Annotated in this window: 22 protein-coding genes; 15 read left to right on the plus strand and 7 right to left on the minus strand. The window is 40.5% G+C overall.

Features of this window, described 5'->3' with window-relative positions:
• Positions 1–139: 139 nt before the first annotated feature.
• Genes mscL through LVD17_RS20865 form a run of 3 tightly spaced genes read left to right on the plus strand, consistent with a single transcriptional unit; the run spans position 140 to position 1,778 of the window.
• On the plus strand, positions 140–562 hold the full coding sequence (gene mscL / locus LVD17_RS20855; protein ID WP_233760945.1) for a large-conductance mechanosensitive channel protein MscL: 423 nt from the start codon (positions 140–142) through the stop codon (positions 560–562).
• 44 nt (positions 563–606) lie between these two features.
• A complete protein-coding gene (locus LVD17_RS20860; RefSeq protein WP_233760946.1) occupies positions 607–1,434 on the plus strand; it encodes a CvfB family protein in 828 nt (275 codons plus the stop codon).
• Positions 1,431–1,778, plus strand: a complete 348-nt coding sequence (locus tag LVD17_RS20865; RefSeq protein WP_233760947.1) for a hypothetical protein — start codon at positions 1,431–1,433, stop codon at positions 1,776–1,778. Before LVD17_RS20860 ends, LVD17_RS20865 begins: the two co-directional genes overlap by 4 nt.
• Before the next feature lie 34 nt (positions 1,779–1,812).
• On the opposite strand, the gene LVD17_RS20870 is transcribed toward LVD17_RS20865, so the two are convergent.
• From LVD17_RS20870 to LVD17_RS20880, 3 genes are all read right to left on the minus strand, one after another.
• Entirely contained in the window at positions 1,813–2,241 is a 429-nt protein-coding gene (locus LVD17_RS20870; protein WP_233760948.1) for an arsenate reductase family protein, read from the minus strand.
• Positions 2,242–2,441: 200 nt separating this feature from the next.
• Positions 2,442–2,819 carry a hypothetical protein gene (locus tag LVD17_RS20875; protein WP_233760949.1) on the minus strand — a complete coding sequence of 126 codons (378 nt, stop codon included), beginning with the start codon at positions 2,817–2,819 and terminating at the stop codon, positions 2,442–2,444.
• Complete coding sequence (locus tag LVD17_RS20880) at positions 2,816–4,063, minus strand: sterol desaturase family protein (protein ID WP_233760950.1); 1,248 nt, start codon at positions 4,061–4,063, stop codon at positions 2,816–2,818. Before LVD17_RS20880 ends, LVD17_RS20875 begins: the two co-directional genes overlap by 4 nt.
• Positions 4,064–4,205: 142 nt before the next feature.
• On the opposite strand from LVD17_RS20880, the gene LVD17_RS20885 reads away from it, so the two are divergent.
• From LVD17_RS20885 to rplT, 12 genes are all read left to right on the plus strand, one after another.
• Positions 4,206–5,288, plus strand: coding sequence for a transporter substrate-binding domain-containing protein (locus tag LVD17_RS20885; protein WP_233760951.1), 1,083 nt, complete (start codon positions 4,206–4,208; stop codon positions 5,286–5,288).
• Positions 5,289–5,355: 67 nt separating this feature from the next.
• Positions 5,356–5,799 (plus strand): hypothetical protein, encoded by a 444-nt coding sequence (locus LVD17_RS20890; protein WP_233760952.1) that lies wholly within the window; start codon positions 5,356–5,358, stop codon positions 5,797–5,799.
• 171 nt (positions 5,800–5,970) lie between these two features.
• The gene (locus LVD17_RS20895; protein ID WP_233760953.1) at positions 5,971–7,836 is read left to right on the plus strand and encodes a DNA topoisomerase IV subunit B; all 1,866 of its coding nucleotides are present in this window, start codon (positions 5,971–5,973) and stop codon (positions 7,834–7,836) included.
• 79 nt (positions 7,837–7,915) lie between these two features.
• Positions 7,916–10,579: a DNA gyrase/topoisomerase IV subunit A gene (locus tag LVD17_RS20900; RefSeq protein WP_233760954.1), complete on the plus strand. Its 2,664-nt coding sequence runs from the start codon at positions 7,916–7,918 to the stop codon at positions 10,577–10,579.
• A gap of 37 nt (positions 10,580–10,616) precedes the next feature.
• The gene (locus LVD17_RS20905; protein WP_233760955.1) at positions 10,617–11,255 is read left to right on the plus strand and encodes a TrmH family RNA methyltransferase; all 639 of its coding nucleotides are present in this window, start codon (positions 10,617–10,619) and stop codon (positions 11,253–11,255) included.
• Between the two features lie 34 nt (positions 11,256–11,289).
• Positions 11,290–11,931, plus strand: a complete 642-nt coding sequence (locus LVD17_RS20910; RefSeq protein ID WP_233760956.1) for a SanA/YdcF family protein — start codon at positions 11,290–11,292, stop codon at positions 11,929–11,931.
• Positions 11,932–11,976: 45 nt separating this feature from the next.
• Complete coding sequence (locus tag LVD17_RS20915) at positions 11,977–14,490, plus strand: DUF5686 and carboxypeptidase-like regulatory domain-containing protein (protein ID WP_233760957.1); 2,514 nt, start codon at positions 11,977–11,979, stop codon at positions 14,488–14,490.
• 133 nt (positions 14,491–14,623) lie between these two features.
• Positions 14,624–15,742 (plus strand): tetratricopeptide repeat protein, encoded by a 1,119-nt coding sequence (locus LVD17_RS20920; protein WP_233760958.1) that lies wholly within the window; start codon positions 14,624–14,626, stop codon positions 15,740–15,742.
• 16 nt (positions 15,743–15,758) lie between these two features.
• Complete coding sequence (gene thrS, locus LVD17_RS20925) at positions 15,759–17,693, plus strand: threonine--tRNA ligase (protein ID WP_233760959.1); 1,935 nt, start codon at positions 15,759–15,761, stop codon at positions 17,691–17,693.
• A gap of 104 nt (positions 17,694–17,797) precedes the next feature.
• On the plus strand, positions 17,798–18,361 hold the full coding sequence (infC, locus tag LVD17_RS20930; RefSeq protein ID WP_233767977.1) for a translation initiation factor IF-3: 564 nt from the start codon (positions 17,798–17,800) through the stop codon (positions 18,359–18,361).
• Positions 18,362–18,385: 24 nt separating this feature from the next.
• Complete coding sequence (gene rpmI / locus LVD17_RS20935) at positions 18,386–18,580, plus strand: 50S ribosomal protein L35 (protein ID WP_233760960.1); 195 nt, start codon at positions 18,386–18,388, stop codon at positions 18,578–18,580.
• A 120-nt stretch (positions 18,581–18,700) separates the two neighbouring features.
• The gene (gene rplT / locus LVD17_RS20940; RefSeq protein WP_155176851.1) at positions 18,701–19,045 is read left to right on the plus strand and encodes a 50S ribosomal protein L20; all 345 of its coding nucleotides are present in this window, start codon (positions 18,701–18,703) and stop codon (positions 19,043–19,045) included.
• Between the two features lie 241 nt (positions 19,046–19,286).
• On the opposite strand, the gene LVD17_RS20945 is transcribed toward rplT, so the two are convergent.
• The 4 genes from LVD17_RS20945 to LVD17_RS20960 form a co-directional block, all read right to left on the minus strand.
• Positions 19,287–19,802, minus strand: coding sequence for a YfiR family protein (locus tag LVD17_RS20945; RefSeq protein WP_233760961.1), 516 nt, complete (start codon positions 19,800–19,802; stop codon positions 19,287–19,289).
• Between the two features lie 186 nt (positions 19,803–19,988).
• The gene (locus LVD17_RS20950; RefSeq protein ID WP_233760962.1) at positions 19,989–20,465 is read right to left on the minus strand and encodes an SRPBCC family protein; all 477 of its coding nucleotides are present in this window, start codon (positions 20,463–20,465) and stop codon (positions 19,989–19,991) included.
• Between the two features lie 2 nt (positions 20,466–20,467).
• Positions 20,468–21,304 (minus strand): sulfurtransferase, encoded by an 837-nt coding sequence (locus LVD17_RS20955; protein ID WP_233760963.1) that lies wholly within the window; start codon positions 21,302–21,304, stop codon positions 20,468–20,470.
• Between the two features lie 4 nt (positions 21,305–21,308).
• Positions 21,309–22,343 carry a LacI family DNA-binding transcriptional regulator gene (locus LVD17_RS20960; RefSeq protein WP_233760964.1) on the minus strand — a complete coding sequence of 345 codons (1,035 nt, stop codon included), beginning with the start codon at positions 22,341–22,343 and terminating at the stop codon, positions 21,309–21,311.
• Between the last annotated feature and the right edge of the window lie 343 nt (positions 22,344–22,686).

Consider the following 22,686-nt stretch of genomic DNA (forward strand, 5'->3'; position numbering starts at 1 on the left):
TGATGTGTTTTTGGTTAAAATTTGGCCGGGCAAAGATAGTAAGTTTTGGCAGGGATAGAATGATTGTAAACGATTTCGTAAAACAATCGATCCACGTCAATTGTCATTGAAAAGAAACTATCCAAATTTCATTATGAGCATGTTTAAAGAATTTAAAAAGTTTATATCCCGTGGCAATGTTGTGGAGTTGGCCGTGGGGTTGATTATGGCAACATACTTTGGTGCGATTGTCAAGTCACTGGTGGATGATATCATAATGCCTCCGGTAGGGCAGTTAATAGCAGGAGTAGATTTTGCCAGGCTTAATTATGTGATAGGCGAAAAGACCCTGGAAGATGGTACTGTTCAGGAGGTGGCGGTCAATTATGGTACATTTCTGAATCACATGATAACCTTTTTGATTGTTTCTTTAGCTGTATTCGGTGTGGCAAAACTGTACAACAATTACCTGAAGAAGAAAAAAGAAGAGCCTGCCGAGGCAGAAAAGGGGCCAACAAGCCAGGAGCAGTTACTTATGGAGATCAGAGATGCCATCAGGGAAAAGAATAGCAGAGCTCAATAGTGTATCATGCCTGTGGGTAATCGTTTTTGTGTAGTTTTGTGGTTATGGAAATAGGCAACTATTATGAACTTGAAGTAGCCAAAGAGGTAGACTTTGGTGTTTATCTGAATTCTGAACTTGGAGAAATACTTTTACCTCTAAAATACGTGCCTGAGGGTACGGAAGTAGGTGATATTTTAAGGGTATTTATTCATAAGGACTCGGAAGACAGGCTTTTGGCCACTACATTGGAACCCAAAGGCAAGGTGGACGATTTTGTTTCACTGATAACCAAAGATATCACTCCCCATGGGGCTTTTATGGATTGGGGGCTGGAAAAGGACCTTTTTGTGCCTAACCGGGAACAACACGCCCCATTTCAGGTTGGTCATAGCTACATAATAAGGATATGTCTTGACTATAAATCCGATCGCCTGATTGGAGTAAGCAAAATCAATACCTTTCTGAGTAATGCTAACCTTGGAGAACTTAAAGAAGGAGACCAGGTGAATTTGCTGATTTATTCAGAAACAGATGCTGGTTATTCAGCCGTAATCAACGGTAAGCACAAAGGTCTTATCTATCGCAACGAAGTTTTTGAGCCCGTCAACGTTGGTGATGAAAAAACAGGTTTTATTAAAAAGATAAGAGAAGACCTGAAAATAGACCTTTCGCTGAATCCGGCAGGGATAGGAGCTATTGATAAAAACCGTGAGATTGTTTTAGAAAGCCTGCGTGAACATGGAGGCTTTTTACCATACCATGACAAGTCTGAGCCTCATGATATTACGGAGCAGTTTAATATGAGCAAGAAAGCTTTTAAAAAAGCCATAGGAGGTTTATATAAAGATCAGCTTATAGATATTGAATCTGACGGTATTCGGTTAAAATGAAAGCTTTTTTTTGGGTACTGGGTATTTGTATCGCTACATTTCTGGTCATTTACCTGAATAAGGATAATATCCGGAGGGCTTTTTTTTCTAATCATATATTGTTAAATGCCCGTGGCGAAGCTAATCCGGCATTGGTTCGAATAGATTGGACATCAGAAACAGGCGGAGATACTGTTACTGTATTTGATCAAGGGCATGAAACAGAGGCTCTTTACGAAGCAAGAGGGCCTAACCAGTTTATGGTCTATTATAACGGGGAACGCATAGGGAATTTGGAGCACTTCAAATCAAATGCCTATAACCCGCATACTTATATCTTCGAGCTGCTGCTGAAGCAAGACTAGGTTTACCTGGATCTGACAGTATCAGGACCAGATGCTACTCAATAACTCTTGGGCGGAGGTGCGGAGGTACTTTCGATGAACTCCTGCTATTTACCTCAAGCTTTAGTATATCTGTAGGCTTTTGGCAAAGTACTGCCCGGTTGTTAAATACCGCTATAGGGGCTTTCAACAGATGAGGGTTGTTCATGAGCACTTCGAGCCATCCTGTCATAGTAAAGGTATTACCCCTTACTTTAGCCTGATAATCCGCGTTAGACTTGTCCAGCAGGTCTTTTGGCTTGCAACCCAGCATATTGATGATCTCCTTCCATAAAGTAGTCGTAAAACGTACGTTGTGTAAGTCTACCTCGTTGATATGGTTGCTTACGGATCGTGCATAGGCTCGTGTTTGTTTGCCTGTACTTGAACTTGGATCATGATAGATCAAAAGAAGTTCATTGGGGTGAAATTGTATACTGCTCATATAAAATCGGAATTAGATTGTTTATAATTTACGAAAAAAAAAGGAGAAAATAAAGCCCCTCTTATTTCCTTAACAGTTTACAGGCAGTAAGGATTCGACTTATCGAAATTTTTATTTAGCAAAGCCAGTACTACAATTCACATAATTTCTGAGAGATGAAGGGTATTTGTAAACGAACAGTACAGACAGGAGGAAACACCCTAATCACGATAGATCAAAACTTCTTTAGCCAGACCGGTCGCATTAAAGCGAATATTCAGGTAGATATGATCTGTATCTCCAGGGTTGGGTTCGCATTCCGGAGCATTGTCAATCTCATAAATGTAAAATTTCTGATTACGTTTATAGAGCTCATTTTTGTCGGGCTTGCCCAAAACCCGGACTACCTCATCTTCACTAAGGCCTTTGATATGCTCTTTGGTTTGCTCAAGGTTATCCATCATTTGCAGCCTGGCGCCTGAGCAGCCATTATGGTCACTTTGCCATTTACTTTCATCAAAACCGGGAATGTCAATGGCCTTATTGCACGAGTATAGCAAGGCCACAACACTTAGAAAAATACAGTATCTTAATTTCAAGATTCTTTAACGGTAACTAGAGATTGATTCTTATTTACTGAAAAATTGAGCAGGATCATCCAACTCATTGATATGACAAAGTAAGTGATAGAAACAATGATAAACCAGAGGTTAAGGTTTAAATAATATGTGAGGGCAATTGCACCTGCCGATATCGTCAATATTCTTACCTTTTCCAGTAGCCATACCCAGTTTTTCATTTCAAACAACGCGCCACAATTCATAATAGTCAGAATGATCGCCGTAACAAATGCTACTTTCTCCCAGGAAGCAAAGTTTGCCTGCTGAAATAGAAAAAAAGCAGTGGCTCCTAAAGCCAGCAGGTATTGAAAAAGTACATAAAGATTAAGCGGGGTAGGAGAAAGCGTGTCAAACTTTTTGTAGCGTGTCTTATCTACCTCCGGAGCGGGCTGATATCCGCCCATATATTCAGGAAACCAGCCCGGTTTGTAAAACATAAACTTCAGCCTGTCCTTCCATTTAGGTATCTTTTTTAAATAGTCCCACATCCATATGTAATGGTCCAGATTAACCCAGACAGGATTCCAGCTGTTAATTGGTTTGGTAATTCCATAAGTCGGTCTTTCTTCTTCCTCCTGAAATGTGCCAAACATCTTATCCCAAATGATAAATACCCCGGCATGATTCTTATCAATATACTTAGGGTCTCTGCCATGGTGTACTCTGTGGTGAGAAGGGGTATTCATAAACTTTTCAATAATGCCCAGCTTACCAATGGTCTCTGTGTGTATCCAGAACTGGTACACTGTAACCAGGGCGGAAACCAGTACAAAGTTTACAGGATTGAAGCCAATTACGGCCAGGGGGAGGTTAAATGCAAAAGTCCAGAGTATCTGAAAACTTCCCTGGCGAAGTGCCACGGAGAAGTTATAGTCTTCACTTTGATGATGCACCACATGGCCACCCCAGAATAGATTGATCTCATGACTCATCCTGTGAGCCCAGTAGTAACAAAAATCTACAGCGAAGAACAATACAATAAAGGTCAACCAGTTTGAGGGGATCTCGAAAACGGCCAGGTATTCGTAAACCAGGTAATATACTCCCACACCAATAACTTTTAAGAATATCCCGGTAAGTTGCTGTGTAATGCCGCAACTAATGTTGGTTACTGCATCATTTAACCTGTAGATCTTTTTATTGGAGATCTGCTGTACAATCAGCTCGATGCCAATGAGTAAAAAATAAATAGGAATAGAAAGGACTATAGGGTTAATATCCATAGGGGCGCTTTTATTAAAAAACTAAACTTAAATAAATTTAGTTTAAATCTCTGTTTTTTAAAACAAGGTTTGGTAAAATGACATGGTCTGGCTAACATTAGTCTTAAAATATTGGATCAACAAAACGATAAACAGATAAAAAATGCTTATCCGATCACTCGTCATTTTACTTTTACTTTCTATTACAGGAATCCGTGATCTAAATGCTCAATCCGCTGAAAATGAAAATCAGAAGCTCGTCATTGGAGTAAAGCACACACCACCATTTATTATAAAGCAGGAAAGCGGTCGGTACACCGGTATTAGCGTAGCGCTTTGGGAGAATATTGCCAAAGAGCTTAATCTGGATTTCGAATACAGGGAATATGACCTGAATGGGTTACTAAGCGCATTAAAGCATGGAGAGGTTGATGTATGCATTAACCCTTTAACAGTAACCAGCCAGCGGGTAGAGCAATTTGATTTTACTCAACCCTTTTTTATTACCAATCTGGCCATAGCAGTGGATAAGACGCAGCAGAACAAATGGTTATCTTTTCTAAGCAATTTTTTTTCACTACAGTTCCTGAAAGCAATTCTGCTATTACTTCTGGTGCTTTTGAGCTTTGGGGTGCTCGTCTGGCTATTTGAAAGACGACGGAACCAAGAAGAGTTTGGACCTGGTATGAGAGGCATCTGGAATGGCTTGTGGTGGTCGGCAGTAACAATGACAACCGTGGGATATGGAGATAAATCTCCTAAAACCATTGGAGGCAGAGTAGTGGCTTTGATATGGATGTTTACAGCAATAATCATTATAAGTGGTTTTACGGCCAGTATCGCCTCATCACTTACCGTCAATGAGCTTGAATTTGCCGTGAAGGGGCCTAAGGATCTTAAAAAAGTTCATACCCTGGCAGTAAAAGCATCGTCAGGGCAGCAATACCTCGAAAGTAACAACATAGCTCATTCAGTAACTGAAAATATAAAACAGGCTCTGCAACAGCTGGCAAATGAAGAGGTCAACGCCGTGGTTTATGATGAACCTATTATGAAGTATACCATCAAAAATATGGGGCTTGGTTCAAAAGTAGCGGTTATCCCGTCAAAATTCGCCACCCAATACTATGGTTTTTCATTGCCTAAAAACAGCGAATTGAGAAGTAGGATAACGCCCGTTTTACTAAGTGAGATAAATGGAAGGGAGTGGACAGTGATTTTAGAAGAGTATGATCTGGAGAGGTAAGAAAATTAATCATTGCGTCTTTCTCTTTTAAATAAAAACATAACTTCGCACAAAAATTAATTTTCATATGGCGCGGTTGATTAAATCTTTCTGGTTTCTCTCATTAATTATTGGTTTAGCAGTACTGTTATATATCTATGCAGGACTGCCCGAACAAGTTGCATATGAGATTGCACCCGAAGGAGGTATGTCATATATTAGCAGAGAGACCTTTTTTTATTTATCGTTGGCAGCTCTTGTTATAGCCAACTTTTCCTTATATACTGTTTCAAGATCTTTAAGGTATCGTAAAGAGTCCATTAATGTCCTTATGACAAACTGGCAACTGAGTCTTGCGGGTGTTCTCAACTTCTTTTTTATCGTAATCTGGAATTTTATATCATTAGTCAATAGTGGGGAGAACTTTAACTACGATAACTTTGGTTACATGATCTACGTGGCATTGGGGTTGATAGTTATATGGATAATCGCACTGCCTGTATTGTTGATCAGGCATCAGGCATCCTCGTGATTAATTTCTGGTCAATTAATGTTGACTAATAATCTAATTATCTGATATTTAGGTACTTCTATGTAAATTCTTACTGGAGATGCCCAATGAATTCATTTCTTTTAAATGCTTGAATAAATCTTAAAATTGGTGTTTATTCGCCTGTCGAGAAGAAGACATAATATTAAATAAATGGCTGTAGAGAATAATTTTGAATATACCGAAGATAGTATTAAGTCCCTGGATTGGAAAGAGCATATCAGACTCAGGCCGGGTATGTACATTGGTAAATTAGGCGATGGGTCAGCCCAGGATGATGGTATTTATGTTCTTGTCAAAGAGGTAGTGGATAACTGTATCGATGAACACATGATGGGATACGGGAAAACTATCGATATTAAAATCACCGACCATAGGGTAGAAGTGAGGGATTACGGTAGAGGGATTCCTTTGGGAAAGGTAGTGGATTGTGTTTCCAAGATAAATACAGGGGGTAAATACGACTCCGGAGCCTTCCAGAAGTCTGTAGGTCTTAACGGTGTAGGTACAAAGGCTGTAAATGCACTTTCAAATTACTTTAAAGTACAGTCTTACAGAGATGGTCAGACCAAGGTAGCTGAATTCAAGCAAGGTAATGTTGTCAATGATAAAGAAGTTGTCAGTTCAAGTGGAAGAAACGGAACGCTGATAGTTTTTGAGCCGGATGAGTCAGTATTTAAGAATTTTCATTTTATCCCCGAATACCTGAATGACCTTATCTGGAACTATGCTTTCCTGAACGCAGGGCTTACCATTAATTTTAACGGACAAAGATTTCACTCTGAAAATGGATTGAAAGATTTGCTGGAGCGCAAAACAGATGTTGAAAATCTGAGATACCCTATTATACACCTGAAAGGTAATGATATTGAAGTGGCATTGACCCACTGCAATCAGTATGGTGAAGAGTATTATAGTTTTGTCAACGGTCAGAATACAACACACGGAGGTACTCACCTTGCAGCTTACAGAGAAGCTATTGTGAGGACTGTTCGTGACTTTTATAAAAAGGATTTTGATGCTACAGACGTCCGGGCTTCTATCGTAGGGGCCATCGCAGTAAGAGTGCAGGAGCCGGTATTTGAGTCGCAGACCAAAACCAAGCTTGGATCACAGAATGTAGGCCCGGATGGGCCTACCATGAGGACTTTTGTAAATGATTTTCTCAAAACAGAGCTTGACAACTACTTGCATAGAAACTCTGAAGCGGCAGATGCCCTTCTGAAAAGAATATTACAATCAGAAAGGGAAAGAAAAGAAATAGCTGGCATTAAAAAGCTGGCAAATGACAGGGCCAAGAAAGCTAATCTGCACAATAAAAAGCTGAGAGACTGCAGGTTGCACTATAATGATAAAAAAGGGGAAAGAACTGATGAGACCATGATCTTTATTACTGAGGGAGATTCTGCTAGTGGTTCTATTACCAAGTCAAGAGATGTGCAGACACAGGCAGTGTTCTCCTTAAGGGGCAAACCCCTGAACTGCTTTAATCTGACCAAAAAGGTAGTTTATGAAAATGAGGAATTTAACCTTTTACAACATGCTCTTAATATAGAAGATGGTATTGAAGGCTTGAGGTACAGAAAAATAGTGATTGCAACCGATGCAGATGTCGATGGCATGCACATTCGCTTGCTATTGCTCACTTTCTTCCTGCAATTTTTTCCTGAATTGATTAAGCAGGGACATGTTTATATTCTGGACACACCATTATTCCGGGTTAGAAACAAGAAGGAGACCGTTTATTGCTATTCTGATGAGGAGCGGAGAGCAGCAATTGATAGATTGGGAGGTAAGCCAGAGATCACCCGGTTTAAAGGACTTGGTGAGATTTCTCCCGAAGAATTTGGTAATTTTATCGGCGAAGATATCCGCCTCGACCCTATCATATTGAATAAGGAGACTACTATTGGGCAGTTGTTGTCGTTCTATATGGGTAAAAACACACCGGAAAGGCAAGGGTTTATTGTAGATAACCTGCGTATTGAAAAGGACCCTGTAGAGGGGTTAGTAGCATAAATTTATATTAGAAAGGTCATTAGGTTGATCTGTTGGTCCCGAAGATCTTTTTTCTAAACAGGATTTTTTTAAGTATAAAATGGCAGAGGATAACTTAGATAGCAACGATAACGGATTGGGCGAACATAAAGACGAAGATAAAATTCATGATGTCATCCCGGTGTCGGGGATGTACCAGAACTGGTTTCTGGAGTATGCGTCTTATGTAATACTTGAAAGAGCAGTGCCGGCTATCCAGGATGGATTTAAGCCGGTTCAGAGACGTATAATGCATGCCCTCAAAGAGATGGATGACGGACGTTTCAATAAGGTAGCCAATGTAATAGGTAGTACCATGCAGTATCACCCACATGGTGATGCTTCCATTGGTGATGCCATTGTAAATTTAGGGCAGAAGGACCTGCTCATTGAGACTCAGGGTAACTGGGGAGATATTAGAACAGGTGATGGTGCAGCTGCACCAAGATATATTGAAGCTCGCTTATCCAAGTTTGCCCTCGATGTAGTTTACAATCCTCAAACTACAGAGTGGCAACTGTCCTATGACGGAAGAAAGAAGGAGCCTGTTACCCTACCTGTTAAATTTCCGTTGCTTCTTGCTCAGGGAGTTGAAGGAATAGCGGTAGGTCTCTCTACCAAAATACTACCCCATAACTTTTGTGAACTGATCAAAGCATCAATAGACTTACTTAAGGGTAAAAAAGTCAAGATCTATCCTGATTTTCCCACGGGTGGTATGGCCGATTTTTCGGAGTATAACCATGGACTTAGAGGGGGAAAGGTTAAGGTAAGGGCCAAAATAGAAGAGTACGATAAAAAAACACTGGTTATTAAAGACATCCCTTATGGTACAACTACCACGAGTTTGATCGAGTCTGTTATCAAAGCCAATGATAAAGGGAAAATCAAGATCAAGCAGGTGGTGGATAATACGGCAAAGGATGTTGAAATACTGGTGTCTTTAGCTCCTGGTCAGTCTCCGGATATTACCATTGATGCACTCTATGCATTTACCGACTGCGAAGTTTCCATATCGCCAAATGCCTGTGTGATCATAGGAGAAAAGCCTCACTTCATGGGCGTAGAGGAAATACTTAAGGTGAATACCGATCAGACGGTAGACCTGCTTACCCAGGAGCTTGAAATCAGAAAGCATGAATTGATGGAGAAAATACTGTTTTCTTCATTGGAAAAGATATTTATTGAAAACCGTATCTACAGGGATATTGAAGAGTGCGAAACCTGGGAAGCGGTAATTGCTACCATCGATAAGGGGCTTGATCCCTATAAACCACAATTCTATCGTGAAATCACCGAGGAGGATATTGTAAGGCTTACGGAGATCAAAATTAAGCGTATTTCCAAATTCGACTCTTTTAAGGCCGATGAAATGCTTAAAAAGCTTGAAGAGGAGCTAAAAGAAACCGAGTATAACCTTGCGCACATTATTGACTATGCTATAGACTATTACAGCAAGCTGCTGGAAAAGTATGGCAAAGGCCGGGAGCGCAAGACAGAGATCAAGTCGTTTGATTCTATAGATACCACCATAGTAGCAGCCAACAACCAGAAACTGTACGTTAACCGTGAAGATGGCTTTGTAGGATATGGCATCAGGAAAGATGAATTTGTAACTGATTGTTCAGACCTGGATGATATTATAGTTATTAGAAAGGACGGGAAGTGCGTAGTCTCCAGAATATCCGAGAAAGTATTTATGGGTAAGGGCATTTTGCATGTGGGTGTATGGAAGAAAGGTGATGAGCGCATGACTTATAATCTGGTGTATGTGGATGGCAAAACAGGTCGCTCGATGATCAAGCGCTTCAATGTTACCGCTGTGACCAGGGATAAGGAATATGACCTTACTAAAGGCAATAAAGGCTCAAAAGTGCTCTACCTTAGCGCGAACCCTAACGGAGAGGCTGAGGTCATCAATGTGAAGCTTACATCCGGAAGCTCTGCCAGAAAGAAAATTTTTGATTTTGATTTTGCCGACCTTGACATTAAGGGGCGCGGTGCTGGTGGTAATATTCTCACAAGGTACCCTGTAAGAAAGATCGAGTTAAAGTCAGAAGGCGTATCGACCCTTAGTGGCCTTGATATCTGGTATGACGAGGTCGTTGGAAGATTAAATAAGGATGAAAGAGGTACTCACATAGGGAAGTTTAATGGTGATGACAATATTCTGGTTATTTACAAAGATGGTACTTACGAGCTAACTTCATACGAACTGACTAACAGGTATGAACCCAACAAGGTGATGCTTATTGAGAGGTTTGATCCGGGAAAGGTGATTTCAGTGGTTCATTATGATGGAGATAGCAAGAATTATTTTGTAAAACGCTTCAGGATAGAAACGACTTCGGTGAATAAGGCCTTTACTTTTATTAGCGAAGCGGCCGGTTCAAAGCTTATTGCAATATCAACCAAAGATAAACCCCTGGTTGAAGTGGAGTATATCAAAGGTAAGAGCAAGGATAAGTTTACTGAAGAGATGGCCCTGAATGAGCTCATAGAGGTGAAAGGGTGGAAAGCTATAGGAAATAGGCTGCACCCGGAAACGATAAAGAAAGTGACATACCTTGGCGGAGAGGATTTTGAGAAACAAGAGGACGGTGAGGTTAGCGGAGATGATGATGGTGAAAAGGTGGAAAAAGCAGCCTCCAAGGAGGCCGGTGCAGCCAAAGGTAAGGACGATGGTGAGTATGGCATAGGCGATACTATCGAGCTGGACTTTTAGAATGATGGACCAAACTTCACTTAAGTTACTTGATTTTTTGAGCACATATGTGACAGAACATAAAAAAGAGCTTATTGATGAAGTCTTATCTCGAAGGACAAGGCATTTAACATTTGTGCTTGAGGATATTTACCAATCGCAAAATGCAAGTGCGGTAGTACGCACCTGCGACTGCTTTGGTATTCAGGATCTGCATGTTATAGAGAATAAGCACCCGTTTGAACTAAACCCCAGAGTTGTTCATGGAGCATCTAAATGGGTAAACGTTTATAATTATCGGGATACTGAAAATAATGCAGCTGCCTGTTTCGATTCACTTCGGGAAAAAGGTTATAAAATTTTGGCAACCTCTCCTGAGAAAGCGTGTCTTTCTGTACATGATGTTGATATGACAAGCCCTGTGGCTTTGGTCTTTGGCACTGAAATAACTGGTATTTCCAGCTTTACAAAGGATCAGGCTGATGAACTGGTGACTATACCGATGTATGGGTTTAGTGAGAGCCTCAACCTTTCTGTAAGTGCAGCTATTTGTGCCAATATTCTTATTGAAAAATTATTCAGATCAGAGATAAACTGGACATTAACAGAAAACGAAAAAAACGAAATTAAGCTCAATTGGTATAGAACTATTGTCAGCCGATCGGAAATTCTTGAGAAACAATTTTTAAAATCTTAAATCATTCATGAAGATTTTTCGTTCAAACTGAGTCATGCGTTTTGTGAAAATCATACTTAAGGCAGTAGGATATACCATACTTGTAGCGCTTGCAGTTTTGCTCATGGTCAATTTATGGATTTACCTGAGTACATTTAACCATGTCTATGATGATATAGATGATGTGGAAACCTCGCAGGTGGCCCTGGTTCTTGGTACCAGTCACCGATTGATCAATGGGAACCCCAACCCATATTTCTACGAACGGATGCAGACAGCTGCAAGGTTATATCATACAGGAAAAGTGAAACATATTTTGGTAAGTGGAGATAATGCAACTAAGTATTACAACGAACCTGAGAAGATGAGAAGGGCACTGGTAAAACTGGGAGTGCCTTATGGTGATATTACACTGGACTATGCCGGGTTTCGTACACTGGACTCCATAGTAAGGTGTAAAAAAATCTTTGGGCAGGATGATGTGATTATTATCACTCAACCATTTCATAGCTACAGGGCTCTGTTTATAAGTAATTATTATGATATGAATGCAGTGGTAATGACTACGAAGGAAGTTGAGAAATCATTAAAAGTACAATTTAGAGAATATCTTGCACGAATGCTTGCCGTGTGGGATCTTTACATAATAAATAGAGAACCAAAATTTTTAGGTAAAAAGGAAACCCTTGACATCTGATTTCGGTAAAAGTAAATTCATGCTATTAATTTTTTAATTGAAAAATTGGAACACGCTAAATCTTTCAGACCATTACTTTTCAGCCTCTTTCTTTTTCTACTTTCATTTTCAGGATATACTCAGAAAACTGTAGTATCAGGAAAAGTAACAGATGCCAATTCGGGGGATCCCGTACCTTTTGCCAATATAGTTTTTAAAGGCACCAGCATAGGTACTACTACTGATTTCGAGGGGAACTACCGCCTTGAAACTACACAACCCACCGACTCCGTTACGGCCTCATATATAGGTTATATTACCAAAACCAAGCCGGTAAAGAAAGGTCAGAGCCAAATTATTAATTACCAGCTTGAAGAGAATGTACTTAGTCTTCAGGAAGTTGTTTTTGTAGCCGGTGAGAATCCTGCCTTCGAGATCATGCGCAAGGTGGTGAGAAATAAAGATAAAAATAACAAGAGGTCTCTCGACGCCTACGAATATGAGACGTATACCAAAATAGAAATCGATGTAGATAACATTTCGGAAAAATTCAGAAAGCGTAAGATCATGAAGAAAATCACCACGGTGATGGATAGCGTAGAAAGAATAGCAGGAGAGGATGGCAAGCCTGTATTACCTGTTTTCATATCCGAGAGTTTATCTGAATATTATTACCGCAATAGTCCAAAGTTGCAGCATGAGAAAATCATAAAGACAAAAATTACAGGTGTTGGTATTGAAGATGGCACACTGGTTTCCCAGTTTATAGGCTCATCATTTCAGGAGTATAATTTTTATCAGAACTGGTTAAATATAGTCAGCAAGGAGTTTGTATCCCCAATGGCTGACGGATGGAAGCTGTACTATGATTATGACCTTACAGACAGCGCTTATGTGGGGAATGACTATTGTTACAGGCTTGATTTTTTCCCGAAAAGTGAACAGGATCTTGCTTTTAAAGGTACCATGTGGATTACCAAAAAAGAATATGCCCTAAAGCAGATCGATGCCACGGTATCGTCTACGGCTAACCTTAACTATGTAGAGAAGATAAAGATCCAGCAGGAACTGGCACCTACCGAAGCTGGTCCGTGGATACCTGTAAAGAACAGGGTGCTGTTGGATATAGGAGAGGTGACCAAGGATATGGCAGGGGTCTTAGCCAAGTTTTACACTTCCAATAAAAATATAAAAGTTAACCAGCCACAGGATCTTAAGTTTTATGCTCAGCCCATAGAGGTAGCCGAGGATTTTAAAATTGGTAACGGAAATGAATTCTGGGATAGCCACAGACATGAACCGCTGACTCCCACGGAGCTGAGTGTATACAAAATGATAGATACCCTCAAAAATATACCAGTCGTAAAAACCTATACTGAAATTCTTAAGGTGGCCATCAACGGATATAAGAAAGTAGGGAAATTTGATGTAGGGCCTTACCTGTCACTTTATGCCAACAATACTGTGGAGGGCCATCGCTTCCAGATTGGAGCAAGAACCAATATAGATTTCAGCAATAAGTTTGTTTTTGGAGGACGGATAGCCTACGGAACCGAAGATGAAGAGTTAAAATACCGCGGCTTTGCTGAAATGATCGTTGATCGTGACCGGTGGACTCTCCTTCGTGCAGAGTATACCAGGGACATAGATCAGGTAGGACTGTCTGCTGATGATCTTCTGGATAATTATATTTTCCTGGCCGCTACAAAGTTTGGAAACCTTATAAGGCCTTATCGGTATAATCAGGCCAAGGTTAGCTTTCAAAGAGAAGTTTTTAAAGGCCTTACACAAAAAGCCAGCTTCCAGTATCGCACTTTTGACCCTTTGTACAACTTTGCTTATTACACTGATCCGGAACAAACAGATTCTCCAACCGCAAGAAACTTTCAGACCTCGGAACTGGTGCTGGAGACGCGGTTTGCAAAAGATGAAGTGTTTGTGCAGAATGACAACGAACGCATAAGCCTAGGGACTCAAAAGTGGCCAATTGTTACTTTAAGGTACACTAGAGGGCTTAAGGGTATATTGGAGAGTGACTTTAATTATAATAAGTTAGGTATTAACATTACAAAAAATATGAAGATGGGGTTTTTCGGAACTTCAAATTTCTCCATTACTGGTGAACATATTTTTGAAACGCTGCCATACCCTTTACTCAAGGCACATATAGGTAATGAATCTTTATTTTATACCTCCGCGGCATTTAACCTGATGAACTTTTCTGAGTTTGCCAGTGATAGCTATGCTTATCTGAAGTATAATCACCATTTCGAGGGATTTCTGCTTAACAGGATTCCATTAATGAAAAAGCTAAAATGGAGACTGCTTGCAACTGCCAACGTTATATATGGTCAGCTAAGTGAGGAAAATAAGGCGCTGATCCCTGAGTTTACAGAAGATGGAGCAATTGTAGAACCCATAGGCTCTTTCCGTAAAAATGAGCCCTATATTGAAGTAGGTTATGGCGTTGAGAATATTCTCAAAGTACTTCGGGTTGATTTTCTTCATAGGCTCAATTACCTGGACAACCCTGATGCTGACAAATTTGGTGTTAAAATTAGCTTCCAGTTTATCCTTTAATCAATTGAGGGAGGATTAGGGCAGAGGGGATATCCTTTTACCAGGTATCGAAATTATTTTTGAAATTAAGCCAGTCTTGATTTTTATCCCTTCGGCATTCCGTTATTTTTGTGTAGGCCATTTAACTATATTGATGTCTCTGAACAGTAAACTTGTTGTTTTTTATTTATTCGGTTTTCTTTTCGTTTTTAGCGGATGTGTAGAGCATTCTAAAGATGCACTACTCAGTACTGAAATAAAAGTAAATGCCGGAGAGGCACTGGACTTCCTCAATGATCTGGCTGATGATAACCCTGATAACTCTGAAGTTTTTTACCAGTTAAGCAGAGTTCATTTTGAACAGGGAAGCTTTGAAAGGGCACTGCAAAATATAAAAAAAGCAGTTGATATTAAGGGCGATTATGCAGAGTACCATTTTATGGAAGGCATGATATATCAAAAGTTAAACAGGCCTGATGAATCCATCAAAGCATTATTATTAGCGGAGAGTATGGGTAAGACCAGTCAGGAGCTCTATAAGATAATAGCTGAAGAGTATCTGAGGGTTGGCATGAGTGATAAAGCGAGAGAAGCGATTAACCGGCTTACCAGTATGAAGCCGTCTGCTGAATCGTTTACTCTGAAAGGTCAGATCATGCTGTCGTTAGGAGATACCGCTCAGGCTATTGACAACTTTGAAAAATCAATTGAATTAGATAAGTCATATATCAGACCCGTTGTAATTCTGGCTGATATAAATATAGCAAGGAATAATAATGAAAAGGCCTTTTATTTTGTAAATCACCTGATGGAGCTTGATCCCGATAATCTGGATTTCATGGAGAAAAAGGGGAACTTACTTCAGCGCTCAGGCCAATTGGATAGTGCGGTACAGGTTTTTAAACATATAGCTTCGGTAAGAGATGATTATATGGATTTGTATAAGTTGTCAAACATCTACTATCTTATGGGCGAATATGACTCTTCAAGGATGATGGCAGAGCAGGCGTTTATAAAAAATGAGGAGTTTCTGGAAGCCCGACTGGTAATAGCCAGGTCATTAGAGAAGCTTCGCAAATATCAGGATGCAATAGATGTTTATGAACTGATTGTAGAGTCGGATTCAACATTTAATTTAGCTATTACTGAATTGGACAATTTGAAAAGAAAAGTTGCATATTTGTGGCGATTGGAGCAGCAGCGTACAGCCAGAGATTCAGCCATAAAAAATATGCCGCCTCCGGTACAAAAAAAGGAATTAGACGATAATTAGTAATCAGATTTAAATAATGATCAAAATAACATTGCCTGATGGTTCGGTCAGGGAGTATGAGCAGGGAGTAACAGGTCATGATATTGCCATGAGCATTAGCGAAGGTCTTGCACGCAATGTGCTTTCTGTAAAAGTGAATGGTGAGGTTTGGGATTCCAACAGGCCTATTAACAATGATGCTACCGTACAGTTGTTAACCTGGAATGACGATGAAGGAAAGTCCACATTCTGGCACTCTTCCGCTCACCTTTTAGCTGAAGCCCTTGAAGAATTATACCCCGGAGTGAAATTTGGCATTGGTCCACCCATTGAGAATGGGTTCTATTACGATGTAGATCTTGGTGATAAGGAATTTGGTGAAGATGACCTGGAAAAAGTGGAGCAGAAAATGCTCGATCTGGCCAGAAACAAGAGCGAGTTTACAAGAAAAGATATAAGCAAGGCAGATGCTTTAAAGTACTTTGAAGAGAAAGGTGATGAATATAAAATTGAGTTGATCCGGGATCTGGAGGATGGCAAAATAACCTTTTATGAGCAAGGTAACTTTGTAGATTTATGCAGGGGACCTCACGTTCCTAATACAGGCGTAATCAAAGCCATTAAACTGATGAACGTAGCGGGAGCCTATTGGCGAGGCGATGAAAAGCGAAAGCAATTGACAAGGATTTACGGAGTTTCTTTCCCTAAACAAAAGGAACTTAAGGAACATCTTGAAAGGCTTGAAGAAGCAAAAAAACGTGATCACAGAAAGCTGGGCAGGGAACTGGAACTGTTTACATTTTCAGAGAAAGTGGGTATGGGGTTACCGCTGTGGTTGCCAAAAGGCACTATTCTGAGAGAACGCCTTGAAAACTTCATGAGAAGAGCTCAGGTGAAAGCAGGGTATGACCCTGTGGTATCACCTCATATTGGAAGTAAAGAACTGTATGTCACTTCCGGGCATTATGAAAAGTATGGAGAGGATTCATTCCAGCCTATTAAAACTCCAAATGAAAACGAAGAGTTCTTACTTAAACCGATGAACTGTCCGCATCACTGCGAGATTTACAAACATAAACCAAGATCATACAAAGACTTACCGGTCAGGTATGCCGAGTTTGGTACCGTTTACAGATATGAACAAAGCGGTGAGCTTCATGGTCTTACCCGGGTTCGTGGATTTACCCAGGATGATGCCCATATTTTCTGTCGTCCCGACCAGGTAAAGGAAGAATTTGTAAAGGTAATCGACCTGGTGTTATATGTCTTTAAAGCTTTAGGTTTTAAAGACTACACTGCTCAGGTCTCTTTAAGAGACCCTGAGAATAAGGCGAAGTATATAGGTGAAGATGCGCTTTGGGAGAAGGCCGAGCGAGAAATCCAGGAAGCAGCCGATGAGAAGGGCCTGGAGACAGTAACAGAGTTAGGCGAAGCAGCATTCTACGGCCCTAAGTTGGATTTCATGGTCAAGGATGCACTCGGACGCAAATGGCAACTAGGAACCATACAGGTGGATTATAACCTGCCTCACCGGTTCCAGTTGGAGTATACCGGTGCGGATAACCAAAAACATCGCCCGGTAATGATCCACCGTGCGCCATTCGGGTCGATGGAAAGGTTTGTGGCGGTATTGATAGAGCATTGTGGAGGGAATTTCCCACTGTGGCTGGCACCGGATCAGATTGCGATACTTCCGATTTCCGAAAAGTATCATGAATATGCTCAGGAAGTTTTTACTAACCTGAGCGAGAAAGATATCAGAGGCTTCATTGATGACCGGGATGAGAAAATTGGCAGGAAAATACGTGACGCCGAAGTTAAAAAGGTACCATTTATGCTAATAGTAGGAGAGAAGGAGCAGAACGAAGGCCGGGTTTCGGTGAGAAGGCATGGACAAGGTGACCTAGGCAGTATGCCGTTGGCTGAATTTGTAGATCATTTTCAGCAAGTGAGTGCATCTGACTTTAATTAGAGTTAGATTGCAACAATTGTAAAAAGCTATATACACTTTGACTTATTCAAATAATATAGCGATATTTGCAACCTGTTTTTTCGAATTAAACTAAGGAGGTTAAAATTAGCAAACAAAAATTTCAGAAAAAGGGCTTTCGAGGGAGAGTTGAGGAGCCCTATAAAGTAAACTCGAAGATCACCGCACGCCAGGTTAGGGTTGTTGGTGAGAATGTAAAAGTGGATGTATATCCTATCGAACAAGCTTTAAAAATGGCCAGGGAGCAGAATTTGGATCTCGTTGAGATCTCTCCAAAGGCTGACCCTCCGGTTTGTAAGATCATTGATTATTCGAAGTTTAAGTACGAGCAGAAGAAAAAACAGAAGGAAATTAAGGCGAAGGCTCAGAAGACCGTTATCAAAGAGATTCGCTTTGGTCCTAATACGGAAGAGCATGACTTCAATTTTAAGCTGAATCATGCCCAGAAGTTCTTGAAAGAAGGGGCGAAAGTAAAGGCGTATGTACACTTTGTTGGTCGAACGATCGTTTTTAAAGAGCGAGGAGAGATACTTTTATTGAGGTTTGCTCAGGCGCTTGAAGATTATGGTAAAGTAGAGCAATTGCCTAAACTGGAAGGTAAGCGTATGACAATGTTCATTGCACCCAAGCCAGCTAAATCAAAGAAATAATACAGATCAAAATAAATATTTAAAATGCCTAAAGTAAAAGTAAAATCAGGAGCGAAGAAGAGATTCAAGCTGACGGGTACTGGCAAAATAAAAAGAAAGCATGCTTTCAAAAGCCACATCCTGACTAAAAAAGAGACTAAGCAAAAGCGTAATCTCACTAAAATGGCGTTGGTTCATAAAACAGATGAGCCTAACGTTAAGGCTATGCTTAACTTATAATAGTTAGCAGCCTGACATTAATTAAGGTTTTAAAATGATTAACCAGGTTAATAGGCTTTAAAGTGTTGCTGAAGGGTAATTCCACAAAGCAGACGCCATTGACCAAAAACAATTAACAAAATGCCAAGATCAGTAAATCATGTTGCGTCTAAAGCACGCAGAAAGAGAATACTAAAAGCTGCCAAAGGTTACTTTGGTAGAAGAAAGAATGTTTGGACAGTAGCTAAAAATGCTGTCGAAAAAGGTTGGACTTACGCATACCGCGATAGAAAGGCAAAAAAGAGGGACTTTAGAAAATTGTGGATCCAAAGGATCAATGCCGGAGCAAGACTTCATGGCATGTCTTATTCACAATTCATGGGTAATGTTAAAAAAGCAAATATCGATCTTAACAGAAAGGTATTGGCTGATTTGGCAATGAATCACCCTGAAGCTTTCGAAGCTATCGTTAAAAAAGTAAAATAAGTTTAACCCGATCTGTATTGTTAAGGCTGCCATTCGGCAGCCTTTTTTTTGCCCTTTAAAACTACAGATATCACTTTTACACCTAAAACCTGTGGTGTTAGTGGATTGGAAAATAAGAACGCTCAACATAAAGCTTATCAGTGAAGTAAGATCAACCTGCACTATTGCTATTAACAACGGTCTGTCAAGCACAGCTTCGAAATGTGGGTGACCTCTGGAAACTCAGCCTGATAGCTGGCCCTTAATTCACCTCTTCCCCCATACTCTTAAATTGCCCGCTGGCTGCTATTCCTTTATTTTTGATATTACCAAGGTTGTACTTAAAGCCTAGTGTGGTGCCTTTATTTTGAAAGCTAATCCCTGCTCCGTTCAGAATACCATTATTTTCAGTCACTATCAGGGTATAACTGTTGGAAAATTTCGAGGTAATTCTGTTTAATTGTTCCGGCGTACAATATTTTTCTCCGATAACGAGTATGTGTAGTTTGGTAAGTTCCAGTTGGTTTTCTTTCAAAATGTTTATCGCTACTATATTCTGGCTGCCAACTGTCCGCCCCATTGTTTCCTCAGAGATCTCCTTGTAGAGTTCAAATGATCCGTATACGCCTATATTAAAAAAGCCCTGCTTGGCGCGATCAGGCCAGTCCATATACCTTGTAAAGGCATTGATGAATTTTGCTTTGTAATTCTGTGCGGATAGGTTGAGGCTGGTGGCCAATAGTATACCCACTATTAAAACCAACTTTCTTTTTATCATCTTTGTTTGTTGTTTGTAAGTTCTGTAGCGAAGGTAAGGATGGAGAGTTACCTTAATATTAATTAGAATTCAAGGAAGCATTAAGGCTTGATTTTCATTGGAATAGCAGCCATGAGTAAGGTGTTTGCACTATAAAAATGACTGACTGGTGAATGGCGGGTAAAAATCATTAAACAAAGAAAATGTTCATAGATGGATAATACCTTTCCATTTGTTGCTTTCCGCATATACCTTAATTACCTGATTTCTTTTTTTAAGAAGAGAAGTCATGTATCGCTTGATGAGTAGCAGATCTGCCAGTTTTCCGAGCAGCTGGAATGGAGATTCATAATCAAAAATATCTGTCATTATAGTTAGCTGCCCCGAGTTAGTGAAATGATGTTCATGTCTGAACCTTTTGAAGATCCCCTCTTCCATTTCATCAACAAACACCCAGGGACTCCGGTATTCTGTAATCCTCGTAGTTAAGGTTTGTACAACCCCAAAATGCCTGGCCTTCCATGTAACTGCCTCATTTAAACCTATTAATCCGCTTATTTTCCCTGCAACGGCCTGCTCGTTGGTATGGCTGGTTGATTCAATATGAAGGTCAATGCTTCTTGATAGATCAAAGCATATTTCTATGGGAGCCTGAATTACAGTTTTGAGTATAATTATCGGCATATTTACCCGTGCCCCAATATTTCAATGGGTAAACCTTCGGTTAAAGCCCATTGAGTCCATGAGCCATCGAAAACAGCCTTGTCATTTGTGCATGTCATTTCACAAGCCAGCATTACAATACAGGCTGTTACCCCTGAGCCACAGGAAAAGATCAGGGGCCTGTTTTCGGTAATAATTTGGGTAAAGATCTCCTTTAGTTCCTCAGGAGACTTAAAGCTGCCCTGATTAAGTATTTTTTCAAAAGGGATGTTGACAGAGTGGGGGATGTGTCCGCTTTTCAGGCCTGCTCTGGGCTCGGAGGTTGTGCCATTAAACCTTCCCTCAGAGCGTGCATCAATAACTAATGATCTTCTTGTGCTGAGGTTGTCAATTACCTGATCTATTCCGGCTATTAAACCGGCGTTATAGCTGGCAGCAAAGTTTCCGGTGCGGGTGGTTTTCTCCGGATGATGAACGGTGTCAAAACCCTGACTGACCCAGGCCGGCAATCCACCATCCAGCACGGCAACATCTTTATGACCCATTGCTCGGAACATCCACCAAACCCTGGGGCTGGTATAGATGCCCAGGTTATCGTATACCACAATTTTGCTGGTACTGCTAATACCAAGCTTTCGACACTCTTCCTGGAAAACCTCGGGTGAAACTAACATCGAAGGCAGATCTGTTTCCCTGCTGAAAGCTTTTAAGCTTAATTGCCTGGAGCCTTTAATGAATAGGCTGTCAAAATCACTTTGCTTTCCAGCTTTATTATCTTGGGTGCTGGCATCAAGAAGTACAAGATCAGGATCTTCGAAATTGTCTTGAAGCCATTGTGGGCTAACGGTCAGAGGCATCATAGTTTTAAGCTGATATTACTGAAGATCCTCGAATGATCAGGTCAGTCTTTAGTATCCTGGTTTCAGGTTCGATTATTTCATCTTCTTCGGCTTCAATTTCCCGGATAAGTAATTTTGCAGCTTCCTGTCCCATTTTAAAGCCCGGTTGGTCTACTGTGGTAATGGCCGGATCAGTCATAGCGGTAAATTCCCAGTTGCTGAAACCTGCAATGGCAAAGTCCTGAGGTATTCTGAGGCCTTTTTCCTTGGCAGCTTTCATTACGCCCAGTGCAGCCCTGTCGTTTATGGCAAACATAGCATCCGGTGGGTTATCAGAGTTCAGGAGTTGAGTGGTTAGCTCTCTTGCCAGCGTTTCGTTATCTGCAGCGCGGCCACGTAAGATGATAGACTCATCAAACTCCATATCGTGTTCTTTGAGAGCCTTTTTGTAGCCATCCATACGATGCTTGCTAAGTATCAGACTTTCTGGGCCGGCCAGGTGGGCTATTCTTTTATACCCTTGTTGTATCAGATGTTTGGTAACCTGATAAGCCCCGTCAAAGTCATCCACAACTACTTTGCTACAATTGATGGCATCACATACCCGATCAAAGAATACAATAGGCAAACCGCGCTTATGTATAGTTTCAAAATGGTCATATCGGGTGGTTTCCCGCGACATGGAGATCAGTATGCCATCCACCCGGTTCTTTGATAGAGCAAATGTATCCATGACTTCCCGGTCGTAGGATTCGTTTGATTGTGAAACAATGACACTGTAGCCGGCACTATATGCAATGTCTTCAATACCACTGATCACCGTAGAGAAAAAGAAGTGAACGATTTCGGGTATTATGACTCCGATCGTATTGGATTTGCTTCTTCTTAAACTAAGAGCTATAGAGTTTGGCTGATAGTTATACTTCTCGGCCAGGTCAGTAACAGCTTTTTTCGTTTCCGGACTCACATTGGGATGATCTTTCAGAGCTCTGGAAACAGTTGATGAACTGATGCCAAGTTCCTTTGCAATATCCTTAATAGTAATCTGAGTGTTTTTCATTCGAACATGCCCGCTAATTGATCTGCCAATATAATAAAAGCAGATTTGTTAAGAAAGAAATAGGGGAAGATGTGTGAAAAGTCCAATTTCTATAAAAAGTACAATATTGGTAGTTGGTGAAAGTCAAATGGTTAGGCTTTTAGTGTGAAAGTTGAGATTGGTGAAAATTAATGATATTCCGCAAACGTTTGCGGTGACGGTGTCATGTAAAATTGCCAGAAAAAGGCGATTTTTAAATTTGTTGGTATTGAATTTTTTACAAGATTAGTTAAGAGATGATTACGTAATTAAGAAAAAATTAAAGGAATGAAACATATGCAAACGTTTGCATCCCGCTTAGAGT

The sequence above is a fragment of the Fulvivirga ulvae genome (assembly GCF_021389975.1).
GTDB lineage: Bacteria > Bacteroidota > Bacteroidia > Cytophagales > Cyclobacteriaceae > Fulvivirga > Fulvivirga ulvae.

Bases quoted from the DNA above. Each gene is read 5' to 3' on its own strand.
- mscL (WP_233760945.1), top strand. From the start codon at position 140: ATGTTTAAAGAATTTAAAAAGTTTATATCCCGTGGCAATGTTGTGGAG.
- LVD17_RS20860 (WP_233760946.1), top strand. From the start codon at position 607: ATGGAAATAGGCAACTATTATGAACTTGAAGTAGCCAAAGAGGTAGAC.
- LVD17_RS20865 (WP_233760947.1), top strand. From the start codon at position 1,431: ATGAAAGCTTTTTTTTGGGTACTGGGTATTTGTATCGCTACATTTCTG.
- LVD17_RS20870 (WP_233760948.1), bottom strand. From the start codon at position 2,241: ATGAGCAGTATACAATTTCACCCCAATGAACTTCTTTTGATCTATCAT.
- LVD17_RS20880 (WP_233760950.1), bottom strand. From the start codon at position 4,063: ATGGATATTAACCCTATAGTCCTTTCTATTCCTATTTATTTTTTACTC.
- LVD17_RS20885 (WP_233760951.1), top strand. From the start codon at position 4,206: ATGCTTATCCGATCACTCGTCATTTTACTTTTACTTTCTATTACAGGA.
- LVD17_RS20890 (WP_233760952.1), top strand. From the start codon at position 5,356: ATGGCGCGGTTGATTAAATCTTTCTGGTTTCTCTCATTAATTATTGGT.
- LVD17_RS20895 (WP_233760953.1), top strand. From the start codon at position 5,971: ATGGCTGTAGAGAATAATTTTGAATATACCGAAGATAGTATTAAGTCC.
- LVD17_RS20900 (WP_233760954.1), top strand. From the start codon at position 7,916: ATGGCAGAGGATAACTTAGATAGCAACGATAACGGATTGGGCGAACAT.
- LVD17_RS20910 (WP_233760956.1), top strand. From the start codon at position 11,290: ATGCGTTTTGTGAAAATCATACTTAAGGCAGTAGGATATACCATACTT.
- LVD17_RS20920 (WP_233760958.1), top strand. From the start codon at position 14,624: ATGTCTCTGAACAGTAAACTTGTTGTTTTTTATTTATTCGGTTTTCTT.
- thrS (WP_233760959.1), top strand. From the start codon at position 15,759: ATGATCAAAATAACATTGCCTGATGGTTCGGTCAGGGAGTATGAGCAG.
- rpmI (WP_233760960.1), top strand. From the start codon at position 18,386: ATGCCTAAAGTAAAAGTAAAATCAGGAGCGAAGAAGAGATTCAAGCTG.
- rplT (WP_155176851.1), top strand. From the start codon at position 18,701: ATGCCAAGATCAGTAAATCATGTTGCGTCTAAAGCACGCAGAAAGAGA.
- LVD17_RS20945 (WP_233760961.1), bottom strand. From the start codon at position 19,802: ATGATAAAAAGAAAGTTGGTTTTAATAGTGGGTATACTATTGGCCACC.
- LVD17_RS20950 (WP_233760962.1), bottom strand. From the start codon at position 20,465: ATGCCGATAATTATACTCAAAACTGTAATTCAGGCTCCCATAGAAATA.
- LVD17_RS20955 (WP_233760963.1), bottom strand. From the start codon at position 21,304: ATGATGCCTCTGACCGTTAGCCCACAATGGCTTCAAGACAATTTCGAA.
- LVD17_RS20960 (WP_233760964.1), bottom strand. From the start codon at position 22,343: ATGAAAAACACTCAGATTACTATTAAGGATATTGCAAAGGAACTTGGC.